Here is a 21126-nt window from a genome sequence, read left to right as displayed (position 1 = left end):
CACATCATCTCCTTTTCTTTTTTATCCTACACATTTTTTCTATTTCAATCATTCCGCAAACGGAATGTCAAAATGGTCATACGCAGCCTTTGTCGCAATTCTTCCTCTCGGTGTTCTTGATATAAAGCCAAGCTGCAACAAATACGGCTCATATACGTCCTCAATAGTATTCGGTTCTTCGCCTATTGTCGCCGCCAAAGTGTCAAGACCGACAGGTCCGCCGCCGAAGTTTTCAATCATAGTCTTAATCATTCGGCTGTCAATTATATCAAGACCGAGTTCATCGACTTCCATACTCTTTAAAGCATCTGCCGCAACCTTATAATCAATTTTACCGTCATACTTTACCTGTGCAAAGTCACGCACACGCTTTAAAAATCGGTTTGCAATTCTTGGAGTACCTCTTGAACGTGACGCGATTTCCGCCGCACCCTCATCGTCTATTTCCACATCAAGCAAACCCGCACTTCTTTTGACTATTTCCTTGATTTCTTCAACAGTATAAAGTTCAAGTCGGCTTATAACACCAAATCTGTCTCTTAACGGTGCTGTCAAAAGTCCTGCTCTTGTTGTCGCTCCTATAAGTGTAAATTTCGGCAAATCAATTCTTATAGATTTCGCCGCCGGACCTTTACCTATAATAATATCAAGTGCATAGTCCTCCATAGCCGGATAAAGTATTTCTTCAACCGTTCTTGACATACGGTGTATTTCGTCAATAAACAGTATATCGTGTTCCGACAGGTTTGTAAGAATAGCCGCCAAGTCACCCGCTTTTTCAATCGCAGGACCGGAAGTTATTCTTATATTAACACCCATCTCATTGGCAATAATACTTGCCAATGTGGTTTTACCCAATCCCGGCGGACCGTAAAGCAAAACATGGTCCAAAGCCTCACGTCTTTCAAGTGCCGCTTTTATGTATATTTCAAGATTGTTTTTAGCTTTTTCCTGGCCTATATATTCAGAAAGATTTCTCGGTCTTAAACCGACCTCAATCTCCGCATCTTCACTTATAAAATCACTTGTGACAAATCTTTCGTCCTCATCAAACAATGATTTTACCTCCCCATATAATCTCCTATTATAATAATCCTGCAAGTGCTTTCTTTATTATTTCTTCAACACTCAATGTTCCGTCTATACCCTTAACGGCTTTTTGTGCATCGTTTAAACTGTAACCCAAAACAACAAGCGCACTTATTGCCTCACTTCTGTTATCTGAAAGTATATTGTCACTTTCGTCTTCCAAATCAATTTCAAGCTCGTCCGTTTTCATCTTATCTTTAAGCTCCAATATAACTCTTTGAGCCATTTTAGGACCTACGCCCGATGCTTTTGTAATCGTCTTAACGTCATTCGTTATAACAGCCACCGCGAATTTAGCCGGAGTTGTTACCGACAAAATCGAAAGTGCCGCTTTAGGACCTACACCCGAAACAGATATAAGTTGCATAAACATATTCTTTTCTTCTATAGTTGTAAAACCGAATAAATCCATTACGTCCTCTCTGACGTGTAAATATGTATATATTGTAATTTTTTTACCGACTTCACCGGCATTTTGCATACTGTTTAGCGAAGTGTAAATCATATATCCCACTCCGTTTGCGTCTACAACTATGTAATTATCGCTCTTTTGTACCAACGTACCTTTTATATAATAATACATTCTTTCTTACCTCGTACATATATAATACAATAACATTACAATTATGTCAACTTGCAATTTGTTACAAAATTATTAAATATCATTCTGTTTTTTAATTTATTTTTAACTTATCGTTCTTTTATATGTATAATTTAACCATACTAATATTATTCTGTATTGATTTTATTATATATTTTATCCAAAATTATTATATTTCACAAACTTTTCAGTATTGTTACAATTCTGTAACATTACATACTATATGTTGTATATTAATTCATTTTTTCACTACATATATGCTTACCTTACACCGTTCATTCCGAGCATGTTATTCATTTTATTGGAATGTGCGTGACAAATTGCAAGTGCAAGAGCATCTGCGGCATCATCGGGTTTAGGTATAACATTCAATCCCAAAATCATTTTCACCATAGATTGTATTTGTTTTTTATCCGCACGTCCGTAACCTGTAACGGACTGCTTAACCTGAAGCGGTGTATACTCGCTTATCGGTACATTCTTGTTTGCCACCGCTACAAGCAATACACCTCTTGCCTGTGCAACGTTAATCGCGGTCTTTTGGTTTGAATTGAAGAACAATTCTTCTATCGCCACCGCGTCGGGTTTATACTTATCTATATACATCGTCATCTCCGTATATATCTTTTTTAAACGTTCGACAGTCGGCATTCCTGCAGGTGTTGTGATTGCGTTGTATTCAAGCGTTCTGAACTTGTTTCCGACATACTCAACCACTCCTATTCCGACTATTGCATATCCGGGGTCTATACCTATTATAATCATTTTATTTCTAACTCCTTTATTTTCGTCAATTTTGCTATTGAATATATATAAATATTGGTGTATAATATAAATCATCAATAAATGATATTTTATAATATTTTAGGAGGAATTGCAACCATGGCAAAAGAAAAAGTTGTTTTAGCCTACTCAGGCGGACTTGATACCTCAATCATTATTCCTTGGCTAAAGGAAAATTACGATTACGATGTAATCGCTGTATGCGGTGACGTCGGACAAGGTAAAGAAACAGACGGTCTTGAAGAAAGAGCAAAAAAGGCAGGCGCATCTAAGCTTTATATCGAAGACCTTAGAGATGATTATGTAAAGGATTATATATTCCCTACTTTAAAAGCAGGTGCTGTATATGAAGGCAAGTATCTTTTAGGTACTTCTCACGCAAGACCTATCATTGCAAAAAGACTTGTTGAAATCGCTCATAAGGAAGGTGCTGTTGCAATATGCCACGGTGCTACAGGTAAGGGTAACGACCAAGTACGTTTTGAACTTGGTATAAAGGCTCTTGACCCATCACTAAAGATAATCGCTCCTTGGAGAATTTGGGATATTAAATCACGTGAAGACGCTGTTGACTATGCAGAGGCTCACAACATTGAAATCCCTGTTACAAAGAAAGATTTGTATTCTCGTGACAGAAACATTTGGCACATCAGCCACGAAGGTATGGACCTTGAAGATCCTGCAAACGAACCGCAGCTTGACAGCTTGTTAAAGCTTGGCGTTTCACCTGAAAAAGCTCCTAATGAGCCAAAGTACATAACAATCGGTTTTGAAAAGGGTGAACCTGTTTCACTTGACGGCAAGAAGTTAGACCCAAGACCGCTTGTTGAAGAACTTAACAAGCTTGGCGGTGCTTACGGTGTAGGTATTGCAGACATCGTTGAGGACAGACTTGTAGGTATGAAGTCAAGAGGTGTTTATGAAACTCCGGGCGGTACAATTCTTTATACTGCTATTCAGGAACTTGAATACCTTTGCCTTGACAGAGATACTCAGGCATTCAAGCGTCAGTCAGCTATTAAGTTTGCTGAACTTGTATATGACGGTAAATGGTTTACACCGCTTCGTGAATCAATGTCAGCTATGTTTGACGTTATGGACGAAACTGTTACAGGTGAAGTCAGACTTAAGCTTTACAAAGGCAGCGTAACTCCTGCAGGTGCTAAGTCACCATATTCACTATATAATGAAGATATTGCATCATTCGGTGACAGCCATGAGCTTTACAGCCACAAAGACAGTGAAGGTTTCATCAACCTATTCGGTCTACCGCTAAAGGTTCGTGCTATGATGAAGAAAAAGAACGGTTTGGATAAATAATAATCGTATATTATATTGAGGATACTTTTGGGTATCCTCTTTTTCTTTTCCGAAAAATTCTTATAAATCGTTTACATTTTCATTTTTTTATTATATAATAAAAGTATATGAGTTAATAGACAAAGGAGAAAAAATATATGGCTAAATTATGGGGCGGTCGCTTTCAGAAAAGCACCGACAAAAAAGTTGACGATTTCAATTCATCAATACGTTTTGACAAACGTATGTACAAACAAGATATAAAAGGTTCTGTCGCACACGCTACAATGCTTGGCAGACAAAACATCATTCCAAAAGAGGACAGTGACAAAATCGTTGCCGAATTAAAGAATATTCTAAAGGATATTGAGGACGGCAAAGTTGAATTTGAAATTGACGCAGAAGATATTCATATGAATATTGAAAAGATTTTGATTGAGCGTATCGGTGATGCAGGTAAAAGACTTCACACCGGCAGAAGCCGTAACGACCAAGTCGCTCTTGACATTCGTATGTATCTTATGGACGAAACTGCCGATATTGAAGAAATGCTTATACACACACTTAACGTACTTGTTGACCTTGCTTCAGACCACACCGAAACAATTATGCCGGGTTACACACACCTTCAAAAGGCACAACCTGTTACCTTTGCACATCACCTAATGGCTTACTTTGAAATGTTCAAACGCGACCTTTCAAGACTTCGTGATTGCAGAAAACGTACAAATGTTATGCCTTTGGGTAGCGGTGCGCTTGCAGGTACTACCTACCCTCTTGACAGAGAATTTGTAGCAAGCGAACTTGGTTTTGACGCAGTTACAATGAACTCGCTTGACGGTGTTTCCGACAGAGATTTTGTTATTGAACTTGCAAACTGTCTTGCTCTTGTTATGATGCACCTTAGCCGTTTCTGTGAGGAACTTATTCTATGGTCAAGCAATGAATTTTCATTCGTAGAAATGGACGACGCTTTTTCAACAGGCTCATCTATTATGCCACAAAAGAAAAATCCCGATGTTGCGGAACTTATTCGCGGTAAGGCAGGTCGTGTTTACGGTCATCTTATGGGCTTGCTTACTACAATGAAAGGTATTCCGCTTGCATACAACAAGGATATGCAGGAAGACAAAGAGCCTATTTTTGACAGTATTGATACAGTTAAACTTTGCTTGCCTGTATTCTGCGATATGATTGCAACAATGACAGTTAAAAAGGATAATATGCTAAAAGGCTCAAAGGGCGGATTTACAAACGCAACCGATGTTGCCGATTATCTTGTAAAGAAAGGCTTACCTTTCAGAGAGGCACACGCAGTTGTCGGAAGAATGGTATTCTATTCAATCGAACACGATAAAGCACTTGATGACCTTACAATGGATGAATTTAAAGAATTTTCGGATATTATCGAGGATGATATTTATAATGCTATCAGCATGGAAACTTGCGTAAATGACAGAAAAGTCATAGGCGGTCCGGCAAAAGAAGTTGTCGAAAAAGCAATCGCTGACGCAAAAGAATTTTTAGCACAGCAATAAAAACAAAATGCAAGCTGTTAAATCAGCTTGCATTTTTTATTAATTTACTTTAAACGTACCGTAAATATCATTTATATAGACATCATAAATATCGTGATATGCGTGAGGTGATATAAATTCAAACCAATACATATTACCGTTTCTAAACTTACAATACTTATAATATTCCGTTATACCGTCATTAACCGTTACCGCAAAATAATCCGCTCCCGATGTTTTATACGTCACATTTCCTGCGTGATTTTGAATATAGAAATTCAATTCGTTTCCTACCGAGGTATCTGCCGCCGACTTTGTTGCTATAATTTCTCTTGCCGAGCCGTCGGGTGCTTCCACAGAATAAAGTGTTTCTGCTTTTCCGTCATTGTATACTACAAAATGCGACGGATAACTGCACTTAAAACCATATGCACTGCTGTTATACATAGTATAACTTGGATGTGCTACAACACCTGTATCCTGTCTTGGCTGTTTAGGCGGTACATTAGCTTGTTGCGGCTCCTGTGTCACATATACAATTTGCGGTGTAACCTCCGGCATTTGTGTCGGTGTCGCAGTCGGCAACGGCATCGGTGTCGGCATAGGAGTTGATGTTGCTTTCGGTGCAAAAGGACTGCTCCCTGACATCACATTAAACATTATCAAGCCGGCTGATATGAATACAATCAATGTTGCAACTATAATCGCAACTATCAACGCAGTGTTATTGTTATTCTTTTTTGAATGTTTATTACCGTTTGTATTTTTAGAAAAATCATTTTTAATACCGTTTAACTGTTTTTGTGATTGCATATTGTTTCCGCAATTAGGACAAAAAGTCGCATCATCAGGTACTTTTGTTCCGCAATTATTACAATACATATCTTATCCCCCACTATCGAATAATTATTTAAACATATTATACCAAATTTCTTTGAATTTGTCCATATTTAATATTTATTTCTTATTATAAAATAGCAAATCCAATATATAACCAGAACGCCGCACAAATTATACGCAATCACTTGTGCCGCATATTCCATATTCACTGCATACAATACTATAATCGCAATACCGGCTATAACTGCATACACGCTAAATGTCAAACTCCTCGCCTTTGTCCAAATCATTATATTACGTTCGTCTTTTTCTGCAATCTCTTTCTCTATGAAGTTCTCTGTACTCTTAAAAATTCTGATATTCTTTACTATCATCACCAAACCGCAAGCACCGAATGCCGTTCCGAAAGCAAGCATCACTTCATTTTTTATTATTCCGATACTTGTTAAAACTACAAATAATACACCGATAATTACATAAAAAATTGCTATACCTAATCGCATTTTCAGCTTATTTTTAAATTTCATCACTATTCCTCCTCAAAAATAAATACATCTTCAATATTGGTTCCGAAATACCTTGATATTTTGTACGCCAGCTGAAGTGACGCGTTATATTTGCCGTTTTCAAGCGATATAATCGTTTGCCGTGTTACTTCAACCGCTTTTGCCAATTCATCCTGCGTTATTTTCTTTTGTTTTCGCAGTTCTTTTATTCTATTATTCAAATTACCACTCCTTTATGTATAGTTTGCTTTACATTTTTATTATATCATTATTTTGTAAAAAGTCAAGTATGCTTTACATTTTATCTTATAAAAAAAACAAGCGACTTTTTCATTGTCGCTTGTTTTCGCATTAGTCATCCAATTTCAATACAGACATAAACGCCTCTTGCGGTACTTCTACACTACCGACTTGACGCATACGTTTTTTACCTTCTTTTTGTTTTTCAAGAAGTTTCTTTTTACGCGTAATATCACCGCCGTAACATTTTGCAAGCACGTCCTTACGCATTGCTCTAACAGTTTCACGAGCGATAATCTTTGAACCGACTGCCGCTTGAATAGGTACTTCAAAAAGCTGACGCGGTATTGCCTCTTTAAGTTTTTCAGCCATTTTTCTGCCGCGTGAATATGCACTGTCCTTATGAACAATAAACGAAAGTGCATCAACCATTTCACCGTTAAGCAGAATATCAAGTTTAACAAGGTTACTGCGTGTATATCCGCAAAGTTCATAGTCAAATGACGCATAACCTTTAGTTCTTGATTTTAACGCGTCAAAAAAATCGTATATAATTTCATTAAGCGGAAGTTCATAGAATATCTCCGCTCTTGACGCGTCCATATACGTCATATCCTTATATATTCCGCGTCTTTCCTGACATAATTCCATTACATTGCCGACATAGTCTTTAGGTACCATAATCGTAGCCTTAACCATAGGTTCTTCCATATAATCAATCTCTGCAGGATCGGGAAGATTTGTAGGGTTATCCACCCACACCATTTCACCGTTCGTTTTATAAACCTTATATATAACGCTCGGTGCTGTTGTTACAAGATCAAGATTATATTCTCTTTCAAGTCTTTCCTGTATAATCTCCATATGAAGAAGTCCCAAAAATCCGCATCTGAAACCAAAACCAAGTGCAACAGATGTTTCCGGTTCAAACATAAGTGCCGCATCATTAAGCTGTAGTTTAGACAATGCGTCCTTTAAATCTTCATACTGTGCACCGTCGGCAGGATAGATACCGCTGTACACCATAGGATTAACCTTTTTATATCCCGGCAACGGCTCTGCCGCCGCATTTTTAACAGTTGTAATCGTATCACCGACACGCGTATCTTGAATATTTTTAATACTTGCCGCAATATATCCGACATCGCCTGCCGCCAATCCCTTATTAGGCACAAGTCCGGCAGGGTGCATAACGCCGACTTCAACAACGTCAAATTCAGCACCTGTCGCCATCATTCTTATTCTGTCACCGGGTTTAACTGTTCCCTCTTTAATTCTTACATAAACAATAACGCCTTTATAGCTGTCATAATAAGAGTCAAATATAAGTGCCTTTAGCGGTGCATTTTCATCACCTGTCGGTGACGGAATTTTTTCGACAATTTCTTCAAGTACAGATTCCACGTTAAGACCTGTCTTTGCCGATACTTGAGGCGCGTCCTCCGCAGGGATTCCTATAACATCCTCGATTTCGTTTATTACCATCTCGGGTTGTGCAGACGGCAAGTCTATTTTGTTGATTACCGGTACAACCTCAAGGTCATGGTCGATTGCAAGATATGTGTTTGCAAGTGTTTGTGCCTCGATACCCTGTGACGCGTCAACAATAAGTATCGCTCCCTCACACGCCGCAAGCGAACGTGAAACTTCATAGTTAAAGTCAACGTGTCCCGGTGTGTCAATTAAGTTAAGAGTATAAATTTCTCCGTCATCACGCTTATACTTTAGTGTAACGGCGTGTGCCTTAATCGTGATACCTCTCTCACGCTCCAAATCCATATTATCAAGGAGCTGTTCCTCCATATCACGTTCCGAAACTTCTCCCGTAAGTTCAAGCAATCTGTCGGCAAGTGTTGACTTACCGTGATCTATATGTGCTACTATACAAAAATTTCTGATTTTACTCTGTCTTTCGTTTGACATATTTTCTCTCCTAAAATATTCGATAATTATTTTTTATTATATCACAAATCGCCTGTCTGTGCAACGATTATTTTGCATTAAGCACTGCCGCAATCGCTCTTGCAACATCTTTTCCGCCCTCTTTCGCCTGTGCAAGAGTATTTCCGTTACTTCCTACCTCTAAAATCAAACTTCCTTTAGTCATATGCTCGTTAAATCGTTCTTTTCTTAGATTAATAGGTCGCATAACTCCGGGATACATTATTTCAGCCGCATTTTGAATTTTAGCCGCAAACTTCAAATTCTCCTGCCAATTTTCGTGCCACAATCCCATACTGTTCGTACCGACAACAAGCATAACCTGTGCAGTCGATATTCCGTTTTCTTCACACGTAACCGCAAGTTTTGAGCCGTCCGAATAAATAAATGCGTCACGATGTACGTCAAGTACAATTTCTATTGTCGGATTGTTTTTAAGCTGTGTTTCTATCGTTGACAACGCCCTTGTATAAGAGCCTTGATATGACGGATAATCGTGATAAGTTGTGTCGTGTACCGTCTTTATACCGTTTTCTTCAAGCACCCTGCATATCTCGTCACCTACCGCAACCACGTTCATACTCGCGTCCGTATTTCTTTCTGTTTCACCGTTCATCTGGTCGCCGTCATAACATTCCGTTGTATGCGTATGTACAACAAGAACTTTCGGTCCGTCTGTATCTGTGTTTATTGAAAACTCCTCTGCGCACAAGGCATTTACGTCCACATTATATGTTGTTGCATTGTTCAGCTTTAAATTATTCGCCGTACAAATTTGTGATTTGTCGGGCATTGTTACTTCTTCCTGTACTGTGTCAGGTGTTTCCTCCGTTTGTTCTTCTCCCTGCTCCGTACTGTCTTCCGCAAATTCTTCACTTGTATTCTCCTGCTCCGTCTGTGAGGTTGTCCCGTCAAATACCGATGAATATTCACTTATTATTGTTTCCGGATTTTCAATATCAAACCCTAATATTTTCTTTGCAAAATCCTTTAAGCTGAATGTCTTTTCATTATTATTCGGCAGGCCCTCGGCAAGTATATCTTCATATATTTCATTTTGATAATTAAACACATTCGCCGTTTTGGGAGGAATTAAGCTCACCGCCGTAATAATACCTCCTAAAAACAAAATACCCACTACGGCTATGATAAGTTTCTTTTTTGTTATAACAACAGTTTTAAATTTCATAATTTTATCCCTTTCATAGAGTGCTATTTTATAAATACGCAAGATTTTTTTAAATATGTCGAAAAAATTTTCAAAAAAAGCTTGCAATTACGCTTAAACTGTGGTATAATTTTGTAGTTATTACGGATAGTCCTCTGCCTCGGTCGGCACGAATGTCCCAGATTATTAAGGAGGATTTAATGATGAACACACAAGAAATCATTAACGCTTTGACAAAAGACCAAATCAGAACAGATTTACCTGAACTTGTAGTTGGTAACAACGTAAAGGTTTACCAAAGAATCGTCGAAGGTTCTCGTACAAGAACTCAGATGTTTGAAGGTACAATCATCAAAGTACAGGGCGGCGGTATCGCTCAAACTTTCACAGTAAGAAGAGTTTCTTACGGCGTAGGCGTTGAAAAGACATGGCCTGTTAACTCACCTAACATTGAAAAGATTGAAGTTTCAAGAAAAGGTAAAGTTAGACGTGCAAGACTATTCTATCTTCGTGACAGAGTTGGTAAAGCAGCAAAAGTTAAGGAAAGAATCTAATTTCCTTATAATACGAAAAGGGGCATTTCGGTGTCCCCTTTTTTGTCTTTAAAAATTAACATTTTATTCATTGTAACTTGAATATAAATGTAGTATAATCATTTTATATAGTATGTCAGGAGGAAGAAAAAATGAGTGAACAAGAAGGAAAGAACGAAAACGTAACAAAAACAACTGCTAAGGACGATAAAAAGACAAGCCTTGCAAGAGAAATTTGGGAATGGGTATATACACTTGCTATCGCAATAGTAATTGCTATGCTTATCAAAGGCTTTATATTTGACATTGTACGTGTAGACGGTTCAAGTATGTTCCCTACACTTGTAGATAACGACAGACTTATAGTTACAAAACTCGGCTACACTCCGAAACAAGGTGATATTATCATTCTTGACAGTGAATACAAAAACCGTGAAGAATACTTTGACAGATTGGCTGAATCAAAAGACAAAGAAGAACTTTCTTCATTTGAAAAATTCTTTGCACAAGGCAGTATGCCTTCAAATCTTAAGAAAAAGTATTATGTTAAGAGAATAATCGCCATGCCGGGTCAAACAATAGACTTGGTTGACGGTAAAGTATATGTTGACGGTGAAATGCTTGACGAGCCTTATTATGACGGTTTGACAACTTCAATAGATCCTACCGTTGAATATCCTATCACCGTGGACGATGACTGTGTATTTGTTATGGGTGACAACAGAACCCGCAGTAAGGACAGCCGTTCATCAGAACTCGGTCAAGTTCCTTTCAAAGCAATTTTAGGTAAGTCACAAGTCAGAATATGGCCTTTATCGGATATAGGTCTTACTAAATAATTAACGAGGTACTTATGCAGAATTTACAATGGTATCCCGGTCATATGGCGAAAACACGCCGTTTGATTGAGGCAAATCTTAAATTAATTGACGTTGTTGTTGAAATATTGGACGCACGTATTCCCTTTTCGGGACGTAATCCGCATTTTGACGATATTATAAAAAACAAACCGAGACTGCTTGTTTTAAACAAAGCCGACCTTGCAGATAAAAACAGAACAAAACTGTGGATTGATTGGTATGCAGAGCAAGGTCTTAAGGTTATTCCGATAAGCTGTACGACAGGTATGGGCATTAATACGGTGCTTGCAGAGGCTCGCGCACTTATACAGGATAAAATTGACCGTGAAAGAGAAAGAGGCCGAAACCGAACTTTAAAAATAATGATGGTCGGTATTCCGAATGTAGGAAAATCAAGTCTTATAAACCGTCTTATCGGTAAGGCAAGCACAAAAACAGGCGACAAACCGGGTGTTACACGCGGTAAGCAGTGGCTTAGAATTAAAGGTGACGCGGAACTTCTTGATACTCCCGGTATTCTTCCGCCGAAATTCGAGGACCAAACAGTTGCCGTAAAACTTGCTTACACAGGCGCTATAAAAGACGAAATAATGAACACTGAACTTCTTGCCTATTCCCTATGCGATTATCTACGTGACAATTATCCGAACGAACTTTGTACACGATACAAACTTGATACGGTCGAGGGGCTTAAGGGATATGAAGTGTTGGAGAAAATCGGTAAAAAACGCGGCTTTGTTATTTCGGGCGGTGAAATTGATATGGAGCGTGCCGCAAATATGGTACTTGACGAACTGCGCGGTGCAAAAATCGGTCACATAACCCTTGAAACTCCGTCACAATTAAATGAACAGGAATAAACGAAAAAGAGGAACGCATCAAAAACGTTCCTCTTAAAATTTGTTTTCAAAAGAAAAACGCCCTTTTTCTTAAAGGACGCTTAATTTTCAAGCTACATTATTTAATGATAAACTTATCAAGTTCTTCCATAAACTTATCGCAGTCATCAGAATGTACTTCAACCTTAATAGGCTTAGACAAATCCAAGCTGAAGATACCCATGATAGATTTTGCATCAACGACATATCTACCTGATGTCAAGTCTACATCGAAGTCATACTTACTTACGATATTCACGAAATCTTTTACGTCATTAATAGAGCTTAGTAATAAATCAAATGTTTTCATAATTTTATTCCTCCTTATTTCATGCGTGAAGCCTATTTGTATATGTAATCTCTTACATTACCTATAATACAATTTTTTTCTGAAAAAGTCAATAGCTATTGCGTTTTTAAAAAAAATTTTATATAATAATACTAATGTCGTTAAGGTATTTTTAACGATATTGTCAAAAGATATACTTGAAAGGTTGAAAAGATGAAAAAAGCAGCATTTTATACACTTGGTTGCAAGGTTAATCAATATGAAACAGAGGCTATGGCGGAATTATTTGCCGATAGCGGCTATGAAATAAAAGAATTTACCGAAGTTGCGGACGTGTATGTTATAAACACCTGTTCCGTAACAAATATGGGTGACAGAAAATCACGTCAAATTATTCGTCGTGCAAAAAAACTTAATCCGAATGCAGTTATAGCCGTTACGGGCTGTTATGCTCAAACCGCGCCTGACGAAGTTCTTGCCATTGAGGGTGTTAATCTTGTACTCGGCACAAAAGACAGAAAGAACATTGTTACGCTTGTTGAAGAACTTAACACCGAATCAAACATTAATCACGTTTCGGATATAATGAGTAACCACGAATTTGAAGAACTTCAAATAAAGCAATATTCAAACAGAACCCGTGCATTTATTAAAATTCAAGAGGGCTGCAATCAGTTTTGTTCTTACTGCATTATCCCATATGCCAGAGGTCCTGTTCGCAGTAGAGCAAAAGATGATGTTGTAAGAGAAATCAAGGAGCTTGCACACAACGGCTTTAAAGAGATTATCCTTGTCGGTATTCATGTTGCGTCATATGGTGTCGATCTCGGCAACACAACTCTTGAAAGTTTAATTATGGACGTTGACAAGATTGACGGCGTTGAGCGTATACGTCTTTCTTCTATTGAGCCGATGACTTTAAATCAGGAATTTATAGACAGTATTAAGGATTCTAAAAAGCTGTGCCACCACTTCCATATATCGCTCCAATCCGGTTGTGACGAAACATTAAAACGTATGAACAGAAAGTATACAACAGCTCAATTTAAAGGCATTGTGGACGGTTTAAGAGAGGCATTTAACGATGTTGCAATCACTACCGATATAATGGTCGGTTTTCCTGATGAAAGTGATGAAGAATTTAATAAAACAGTTGAATTTGTACGCAATATAAAATTTGCCGACGCCCATGTTTTCCAATATTCGCAACGTCGCGGAACACCTGCCGCAAAACGTCCAAACCAAATTTCACCTGACGTAAAAGAAAAGCGAAGTAAAATAATAATCGCCGAAACACAGAAAACGCGTGATGAATTTATAAATCGTTTTATAGGCAAAACAATGCGTGTACTTTTTGAACAACCTGCAAAAGACGGACTTTTTGAGGGTAAAACAGATAATTACATTACAGTCCACGCACCGTCCGATATAGATTTAAACGACCAATTCAGAAATGTTCTTCTTGAAAGAAACGAAAACGGAATTGTTATCGGAAAAATAGTTGAATAGTAAAAGGCTGATGATTTTGAAGTGAACCCCAAAATTTAGACAAAATTAAATATTAACTTGCTTGTGAATGAGTTCGGTATTGAGTGTGTGAGATTATTTCTGTAAATTTGAGTGTGTGAGATTATTTCTGTAAATTTAATTTTTCTATGATAAAATACTTAGTTTTATTTTGGCAGATAAGCAAAATTCAGCTTATCTGCCTTTTTGTAATATAGCACGGATTTTCTTCCGCGTCAAGAGCGGTCTTGTAAAAGACCGTATTTTTTACACTATATAAATATAAAAATATATGCTAAACAAGTCGTCCATCATACATAATTGACAGTTCTCCGTAAACTCTGCCCCAATTTCTAAGTGGCATTGTCCACTTCTTTGTTGCTTCAAAGGTTGCCAAATACAGTGCCTTTAAAAGGGCTGTATCGCTCGGAAATACGCTCCTTTGGCTATTCAATCGACGAAGTACGCTATTAAGGCTTTCTATTGCATTTGTTGTATACATAACTTTTCTGACTTCTGCTGAAAATTTGAACATCGGTGATAAAACATCCCAATTTTCTTCCCATCTTCTCATCGCATTAGGATACTTTTCTTGCCATTTTTTTGTGACACTCTGCATACGTTCGTATCCGCTTTCTTCGTTCGGTGCATGGTATATACTCTTTAAATCATTTGCAAATGCTTTTTTGTCTTTTTCCGCTACATATTTCAATGTATTGCGCACTTGATGGACAATGCAACGCTGATACTCCGTATTTGGATAGGCTGCTGCTATTGATTCCTTTATCCCTGATAAACCGTCTGCACATAATATTAATATATCTCTAACACCACGATTTTTGAGTTCATTTAAAACTCCCAGCCAATATTTCGCACTCTCATTTTCGCCAATGGTTATGCTTAAAACTTCCTTCTTACCCTCGTCATTTACACCAAGAATTATGTATGCAGCTATCTTTTTCACTATATGCTCATCACGAACCGAAAAGTGGATTGCATCAATGAAAACTATCGGATACACAGCTGATAAAGGGCGTTGTTGCCATTCTTCTATTTGAGGTAATATTTTATTTGTAACTGCGGTTACCATACTTTCGCTTACCTCAAAACCATATATATCTTCCACAATATCAGAAATTTGTCTTGTTGTCATGCCCTTTGCAGACATAGCAATGATTTTTTGTTCTATTGCTGATATGTCCTTCTTTCGTTTAGGGACTATCTGCGGTTCAAAATCACCGTCACGGTCTTGTGGAACATCAATAGGTATCTCGCCATAAGAACTACGAAGTTTTTTGTGTTTTACTCCATTTCGATAATTCGGATTGTCACTGCGTTCATATTCGTCATAGCCTAAATGTTCATCCAGTTCAGCTTCCATCATTTCCTGAATAGTACCGCCTAACAGATCCTTTAGTGCCTCTTGAATATCTTCTGCTGTCTTGATGTTGTATTCCTGAATCAATCCGGCAATGATATTCTTCTTTCCTTCACTCATTCTTTCTCGTCTACGTCTTGCCATAAAAAAATTCCTCCTATGATTTATTTATATTCTATCATAGAAGGATTATTTTTTACAGACTTTTTCTCACACTCTCTCGGTATTGTACCGGACTCATTCCTTTTAGCTTTAAAGAAATTCTTTCATTGTTGTAATAATCAATATATCTTTTTAATTCATCTATGAAAGCTTTGACACTTTCAAATTTTTCACCATAAAACATTTCAACTTTCAATCTTCCGAAGAAGTTTTCCATCGCACCGTTGTCCATACAATTTCCTTTTCTAGACATACTTTGTACAATATTGTGTTCTGACAGTAAACGTTGATATTCCGAATGTTGGTATTGCCAACCTTGGTCAGAATGGAATAATGGTTTCGCATTAGCGGGCAGCTTTTTGAATAAACCATCAAGCATTTCTCTAATTTGCTGCAAATTTGGACTTAATGAAATTGAGTATGACACAATTTCTCGATTATACAAATCCATTACAGGTGACAAATATACTTTATCATTACACACTTTAAATTCAGTTACATCAGTTGCTAGTTTTTCAAAAGGTTTTGTAGCTGTAAATTCTCTTTTAAGTAAGTTGTCGGCTATTTTGCCGATTTCTCCTTTGTATGAACGATATTTACTGTTTTTGCGTTGTTTTCCTTTGAGATTAAGTTCTTTCATCAGTTTCAACACAGTTTTATGGTTAATTGTATATCCTTTTTGTCTTAATACAATTAAGATTCTGCGGTAGCCGTATCTGCCTTTATTAGCTAAAAATATATATAGTATTTCTTGTTTCTCTTTCTTGTATTTATCTTTGATTGGATGTTGTATATAGTAATAAAAGGTACTACGGGCTAAACCTGATAATTGCAGCAAGTCTTTTAACGGATATTTTTGCCTTAATTCATTGACTATTGCTGCTTTTTCTCTTCTTTTAACATTCTTTTCCGAACTAAGGCACTGAGTTTTTTTAAGTATTCATTCTCCATTCTTAATCGCTGATTTTCGGCAATTAAATCTTCTTCAATTTTCTTATCAAGTTTGGGTGGACGACCTTTTGCTATTCCATCTACTTTACTGGCTCTACCTCGTCTTTCTTTCATCAGACCTTCGGCTCCTTCTTCCAAGAATATGCGTTCCCATTTCGATATTACATCATGTTTAACATCGTATTTTCTCTCTGTTTCCATTATACCCAAATGGTTTTCTCGCATATCCATTATAACAGATAGTTTGAATTCTGGCGAGTGTTTTCTATATTTTTGCCCTTTCTTTGCCATAAAAATATGCACCTCCAAAAGTGTCTAACTTTTGGGGTGCATATCATTTTTGTCATCAGCCTTTATTTTATATCTCTGCAAATTCAAATACAACAGTTGAAAAATCTTTCATTTCATAATTGGCTCTTATACCGTGATACATCAGAAAATCACCGCTGTAAACTTTACCTGTAAATGTATTTCTATATTGTTTATTCGTATCAAGTCCCTGTAATTTAACTTTTTCACTCTTTGTTTGTGCAACCGCAAGCACTTTGCAAGCCATAACAAATATATGCTTTTTATCCTTTGAAACCACTTCCCAACTGCAATAATTCGTTTCATACGGATTTATCAATCTGTACAAGTCACCGTTACACATAAGGTCTTGTATTCTCTTTTCAAATTTAATCTGTGCTTTGATTTCTTCAAATTCTTCATCGGACATCTTTGTAACGTCAAGCTCATATCCGAATGTTCCGCAATATGCAACATCTGCCCTTGTTTTTAAAGACGTATCACGTCCGCATTGATGATTTGGCGACGCTGTTACATGAGAAGATATGCTGTAAACAGGATAACACATTGAAGTCGAATACTGCATTTTAAGTCTTGCTATTGCGTCCGAATTGTCACTCGTCCATATTTGCGGCATATATGCAAGCACTCCCGCGTCAAATCTACCGCCGCCGGCACTGCAGCCCTCAAATAAAATATTAGGGAATTTTTCGGTTATTGCGGACATTATTTTATAGTAACCGAGCGTGTATTCGTGATTATATCCCAATCTCGGCATATCTGTAAGCTGTCTGTTCATATCCCACTTCACATACTCAATATTTGCATTTGCAAGTATATCGCTCACCGCATTTATAACATATTCGCAAACCTCATCTCTGCTCAAATCAAGCACCATTTGATTTCTTGACTGAACTCCTTCTCTTTCGTCAATATGAATTGCCCAATCGGGATGTTCTCTGTATAAATCCGAATCCGGACTTATCATTTCAGGTTCAAACCACAAACCGAATTTCATACCGATTTTATTTATTTTTTCCGCCAATCCGTCTATACCCGACGGTAATTTATCATAATTAACTTTCCAATCGCCCAGACTGCACGTATCATTGTTCCTCTTTCCGAACCAACCATCATCAAGCACGAACAGCTCAACACCCGCCTGATGAGCCTTTTCAGCCATTTGAAGTAACTTTTCTTCGGTAAAATCAAAGTATGTACCCTCCCAATTATTTATAAGGATAGGACGTTTTTTGTTTACCCATTTACTTCTCATCAAATTGTTTCTGAAAACGTCGTGATACTCTCTTGTCATAGCACCGATACCGCTGTCGGAATAACAAATTACAGACTGCGGTGTACAAAAGCTTTCGTTCGGTTCTAAAATCCATTCAAACTGATGCGGATTAATTCCCTGTTGTACTCTTAAATTGCCGAATTGGTCTATTTTTGCGACTGTGGAATGATTACCGCTGTATACAAGTGAAAATCCGTAAACTTCGCCATGTGTTTCGTCCGCGCCAACCGAAGTAATCATTGAAAACGGATTTAACTGATGTCCGCTTCCGCCTCTTGCATTTTCGACTTCAGCTTTCATTCCCATTTCAAGCTTTGTTCTGTGCATTGCTCTCTCACGTCCCCACGAACCTGCAAAATGTATCATTTCATAGTCGTCCATAGGTAAATCAATACTTGCCGAATACGCACTCAAAAGCTTAATATCGCTGTCTGATTTATTTATAATTACAGTATGTCTGGCGATTATATTGTACTCGTCAAATACCGTATAATACAAATGCACTTCCAAGTCGATAATTTCATCATATAATACAACTTCAAGCGTATCAGCTTTTTTATTCTTATTGAAAAGACAAGGCATACCGTCGGTTTGAACCGCACATTCGTTATGAATTATATAGTCTTTCACCGCAAGTCTTGAAACTGCATTTCCGAATTTATTTACAACTTGATATGCCGGATTTCTCAAGTCAGAATAGCCGTAAGACGGATATTCCTGCGGATAATTGTCAAGACAAAATCTGTTTGAAACAAACCCCCACTTTTCTTCCCATTCTTCTTTCATTTGCGAATAATCAATATCCGTTATCTTTTTTCCGAAATGAAAATTCAAAAGGTCTCCGTCCTCGTTTTCAAACATTATATAACTTATATCTCTGCCGATAAGGTGCGTTGTTTTTCCGTTTCTGACAATCATTTTTATATCCTCCTGTGTTTTTTGTGATATTATAATATCACTTTATTTACGAAAACAGAATATCAAAGTGTTGACAGTATGTGTCTAAATGTGATATTCTACAAATAGGAGTTGAGTAAAATGAATTGTTTTATAAATACATATTACGCATATACAAAGTTTATTCCTACCGATATTTATCCCGTACAATACGGCGAAGAACAATGCAATAGAAATCATTCGTTCGGACCATGTGTACGAAGTAACTATCTGTTGCATTATGTTTACAGCGGTAAAGGTATTTTTCAAACAGAAAATAACACATATCATCTTCATAAAGGGCAGATGTTCCTTATATCGCCAAATCAGCTTACATATTATAAAGCCGATGACAGCGACCCTTGGTTGTATCGATGGATTGAATTTAACGGAAGTATGTCGCAGTCAATTTTAAAGTCTGTCAGTCTTAATGAAAGCACACCGATTTATACCGATGATGAGAATAATTCGGTCGGCAATGCACTCTGTAATATTATTTCGTCCGGAGAAATGTGTTTTGAATTGCTCATGCAAAAATTTTGGAATTTCATTTACTGCCTTACAGACGGCGAACAAATTAATACCGTCAGCAATGCCGAAGAATATATTCAAAAAGCAGAAACATTTATAAAAACAAATGTTCATAAAAAAATATCCGTTTCGGATGTCGCAAAATATATCGGAATTGACAGAAGTTATCTGACAAGACTTTTTAATGAATATAAAAAAACAAGTCCGCAAAACTATATTATTTCACTTAAAATGAATACCGCGGCATTGTATTTAAAAAACACAAACGCGTCCGTGACCGAAACTGCCCAAAGCGTGGGCTACTATGATACTCATATCTTTAACAAAACTTTCAAAAAACAATTCGGTGTTCCCCCTACCACCTGGCGTCAAAAACAAATTTGGGAACAATCTATTATTGGGAAATAAAAAAATCGGAATGGAGCGTAGTCCATTTTGAACCATTTGTGCCACAGTCACTTTCTCGCAAAAAAGGTGGTAGCGACTGTGAGCCGTCGTGAGTGCGTTTACAAGCGAACAGGTGAACCGAGCGGGCGTTTTTGCGACTAAGGAGGAATGACGCAGTGTTATGACTGATTTTTCTACATAGAAAAATCGGAATGGAGCGTAGTCCATTCCGATGTGGTACTCCCGACCAGAGTCGAACTGGTGACTAACCCTTAGGAGGGGTTTATTATATCCACTTAACTACGAGAGCAAAACACTATTAACATACCAATATATTATATAATATTTCAAAGCCGATTTCAAGTATTTTCTTATTTCTTTCTTGCAATCACGACAAATCTTTCATTTGACGTATGATACGCACACGTTGAAAGTGTTATAAGGCTATCGCCGTACACTGTATTTACGCCTGTATCATAAAACGAACGTGACTTTGCCTGAGTGACATATTCATTAAATCGCTCCTCCGACTCTATATCCGCATAATCGTAATACTTAAATTCATTACTTGCACCGACTTTAGTCGTAAACGCGGACACAATCTCATATTCGCCCTTATCGTACAAAGTATCATACATTATATTTTTATGAGCGTCATAAAAGCTTTTATCCTCATAATCGGCAAGTGACGCAAACATTGTACCGTTCTTCATATTATGTGCATAAATAATTTTATTCACCGATTCGTCATTCGACTGATAATCAAGAAAAGGTATACCGCTGAATTGATATTCCTTATTAAAATTCTTATGCAAATAAAATTCATTGTCGCTATACTTTACCACAGGATAATCGACAGGTGTATCGGGAATTTTTATCCACCCTGCCATATCATTATTCTGCTGATATAACGAGTAATAACATTCAAGCATACCGTTATCTGCACGTTTATCAATATAACCGTCCGTTGCGTCTGCACGTTCCGTTTTCTCAACCACTTTTTTCAATTCATCAAAACCGCTTTCAGCCTTATGTGAATCATAAAAATATTTTCCGAGATAACCGCAGCACCCTACAAATATCAAAATTAAAAGGACCTGTATGACAGTAAGTCGTTTTTTCACTATCATACACGCCCTTTCACTT

The 21126-nt window shown here is 37.3% G+C and carries 21 protein-coding genes and 1 tRNA gene; 7 read left to right on the top strand and 15 right to left on the bottom strand.

From position 1 onward, the window contains the following. Nucleotides 1-48 precede the first annotated feature (48 nt). The 3 genes from ruvB to ruvC all read right to left on the bottom strand — a co-directional run bounded on the left by ruvB (nt 49) and on the right by ruvC (nt 2455). Nucleotides 49-1056 carry a Holliday junction branch migration DNA helicase RuvB gene (gene ruvB / locus ACSAMO_RS12795; protein WP_022229217.1) on the bottom strand — a complete coding sequence of 336 codons (1008 nt, stop codon included), beginning with the start codon at nt 1054-1056 and terminating at the stop codon, nt 49-51. A gap of 28 nt (nt 1057-1084) precedes the next feature. Beyond that, nucleotides 1085-1672: a Holliday junction branch migration protein RuvA gene (gene ruvA / locus ACSAMO_RS12790; protein ID WP_412275847.1), complete on the bottom strand. Its 588-nt coding sequence runs from the start codon at nt 1670-1672 to the stop codon at nt 1085-1087. Nucleotides 1673-1951: 279 nt separating this feature from the next. Next, nucleotides 1952-2455, bottom strand: a complete 504-nt coding sequence (ruvC, locus tag ACSAMO_RS12785; protein ID WP_022229215.1) for a crossover junction endodeoxyribonuclease RuvC — start codon at nt 2453-2455, stop codon at nt 1952-1954. A gap of 117 nt (nt 2456-2572) precedes the next feature. On the opposite strand from ruvC, the gene ACSAMO_RS12780 reads away from it, so the two are divergent. Together ACSAMO_RS12780 and argH are read left to right on the top strand one after the other, a co-directional pair. Next, on the top strand, nt 2573-3793 hold the full coding sequence (locus tag ACSAMO_RS12780; RefSeq protein WP_117965755.1) for an argininosuccinate synthase: 1221 nt from the start codon (nt 2573-2575) through the stop codon (nt 3791-3793). A 137-nt stretch (nt 3794-3930) separates the two neighbouring features. Beyond that, a complete protein-coding gene (gene argH / locus ACSAMO_RS12775) occupies nt 3931-5310 on the top strand; it encodes an argininosuccinate lyase (protein WP_022229213.1) in 1380 nt (459 codons plus the stop codon). A 39-nt stretch (nt 5311-5349) separates the two neighbouring features. Here argH and ACSAMO_RS12770 read toward each other — a convergent pair whose 3' ends face one another. The 5 genes from ACSAMO_RS12770 to spoIIP form a co-directional block, all read right to left on the bottom strand. Next, nucleotides 5350-6171: a zinc ribbon domain-containing protein gene (locus ACSAMO_RS12770; RefSeq protein ID WP_499209447.1), complete on the bottom strand. Its 822-nt coding sequence runs from the start codon at nt 6169-6171 to the stop codon at nt 5350-5352. A gap of 68 nt (nt 6172-6239) precedes the next feature. Beyond that, nucleotides 6240-6656: a DUF2178 domain-containing protein gene (locus ACSAMO_RS12765; RefSeq protein WP_499209446.1), complete on the bottom strand. Its 417-nt coding sequence runs from the start codon at nt 6654-6656 to the stop codon at nt 6240-6242. A 2-nt stretch (nt 6657-6658) separates the two neighbouring features. Continuing rightward, entirely contained in the window at nt 6659-6856 is a 198-nt protein-coding gene (locus tag ACSAMO_RS12760; RefSeq protein WP_022229210.1) for a helix-turn-helix transcriptional regulator, read from the bottom strand. 130 nt (nt 6857-6986) lie between these two features. Beyond that, entirely contained in the window at nt 6987-8798 is a 1812-nt protein-coding gene (gene lepA, locus ACSAMO_RS12755; protein WP_022229209.1) for a translation elongation factor 4, read from the bottom strand. A gap of 67 nt (nt 8799-8865) precedes the next feature. Beyond that, a complete protein-coding gene (gene spoIIP / locus ACSAMO_RS12750; RefSeq protein ID WP_412295102.1) occupies nt 8866-10005 on the bottom strand; it encodes a stage II sporulation protein P in 1140 nt (379 codons plus the stop codon). Nucleotides 10006-10187: 182 nt separating this feature from the next. Here spoIIP and rplS point away from each other — a divergent pair, with 182 nt between their 5' ends. The 3 genes from rplS (at nt 10188) to ylqF (ending at nt 12237) form a co-directional block, all read left to right on the top strand. After that, nucleotides 10188-10538 carry a 50S ribosomal protein L19 gene (gene rplS / locus ACSAMO_RS12745; RefSeq protein WP_117965767.1) on the top strand — a complete coding sequence of 117 codons (351 nt, stop codon included), beginning with the start codon at nt 10188-10190 and terminating at the stop codon, nt 10536-10538. Between the two features lie 131 nt (nt 10539-10669). Next, nucleotides 10670-11356 (top strand): signal peptidase I, encoded by a 687-nt coding sequence (lepB, locus tag ACSAMO_RS12740; protein ID WP_412578716.1) that lies wholly within the window; start codon nt 10670-10672, stop codon nt 11354-11356. A 14-nt stretch (nt 11357-11370) separates the two neighbouring features. Continuing rightward, entirely contained in the window at nt 11371-12237 is an 867-nt protein-coding gene (gene ylqF, locus ACSAMO_RS12735; protein WP_117965772.1) for a ribosome biogenesis GTPase YlqF, read from the top strand. Between the two features lie 97 nt (nt 12238-12334). Here ylqF and ACSAMO_RS12730 read toward each other — a convergent pair whose 3' ends face one another. Further along, on the bottom strand, nt 12335-12565 hold the full coding sequence (locus ACSAMO_RS12730; protein ID WP_022229204.1) for an HPr family phosphocarrier protein: 231 nt from the start codon (nt 12563-12565) through the stop codon (nt 12335-12337). Between the two features lie 192 nt (nt 12566-12757). Here ACSAMO_RS12730 and mtaB point away from each other — a divergent pair, with 192 nt between their 5' ends. Then, nucleotides 12758-14053 carry a tRNA (N(6)-L-threonylcarbamoyladenosine(37)-C(2))-methylthiotransferase MtaB gene (gene mtaB / locus ACSAMO_RS12725; protein ID WP_412578715.1) on the top strand — a complete coding sequence of 432 codons (1296 nt, stop codon included), beginning with the start codon at nt 12758-12760 and terminating at the stop codon, nt 14051-14053. A gap of 292 nt (nt 14054-14345) precedes the next feature. Here the strand turns inward: mtaB and ACSAMO_RS12720 are convergent, their stop codons facing one another. The 4 genes from ACSAMO_RS12720 to ACSAMO_RS12705 form a co-directional block, all read right to left on the bottom strand. Then, nucleotides 14346-15572: an IS256 family transposase gene (locus ACSAMO_RS12720; RefSeq protein WP_499209445.1), complete on the bottom strand. Its 1227-nt coding sequence runs from the start codon at nt 15570-15572 to the stop codon at nt 14346-14348. Between the two features lie 52 nt (nt 15573-15624). Continuing rightward, nucleotides 15625-16530, bottom strand: a complete 906-nt coding sequence (locus ACSAMO_RS12715; protein WP_499210103.1) for an IS3 family transposase — start codon at nt 16528-16530, stop codon at nt 15625-15627. Next, complete coding sequence (locus tag ACSAMO_RS12710; RefSeq protein WP_176813169.1) at nt 16464-16832, bottom strand: helix-turn-helix domain-containing protein; 369 nt, start codon at nt 16830-16832, stop codon at nt 16464-16466. Before ACSAMO_RS12710 ends, ACSAMO_RS12715 begins: the two co-directional genes overlap by 67 nt. Before the next feature lie 67 nt (nt 16833-16899). Further along, the gene (locus ACSAMO_RS12705) at nt 16900-19044 is read right to left on the bottom strand and encodes an alpha-galactosidase (protein WP_499209444.1); all 2145 of its coding nucleotides are present in this window, start codon (nt 19042-19044) and stop codon (nt 16900-16902) included. Between the two features lie 120 nt (nt 19045-19164). On the opposite strand from ACSAMO_RS12705, the gene ACSAMO_RS12700 reads away from it, so the two are divergent. Continuing rightward, the gene (locus tag ACSAMO_RS12700) at nt 19165-20001 is read left to right on the top strand and encodes an AraC family transcriptional regulator (protein WP_499209443.1); all 837 of its coding nucleotides are present in this window, start codon (nt 19165-19167) and stop codon (nt 19999-20001) included. A gap of 214 nt (nt 20002-20215) precedes the next feature. Here the strand turns inward: ACSAMO_RS12700 and ACSAMO_RS12695 are convergent. Next, a tRNA-Arg gene (locus ACSAMO_RS12695) sits at nt 20216-20290 on the bottom strand. Between the two features lie 61 nt (nt 20291-20351). After that, nucleotides 20352-21110, bottom strand: a complete 759-nt coding sequence (gene srtB, locus ACSAMO_RS12690; protein ID WP_499209442.1) for a class B sortase — start codon at nt 21108-21110, stop codon at nt 20352-20354. Between the last annotated feature and the right edge of the window lie 16 nt (nt 21111-21126).

The organism is Ructibacterium sp. SJQ-7, assembly GCF_054696575.1.
The sequence above is the reverse complement of the archived record's forward strand: the minus strand, read 5'-3'. Positions and strand labels throughout refer to the sequence as shown.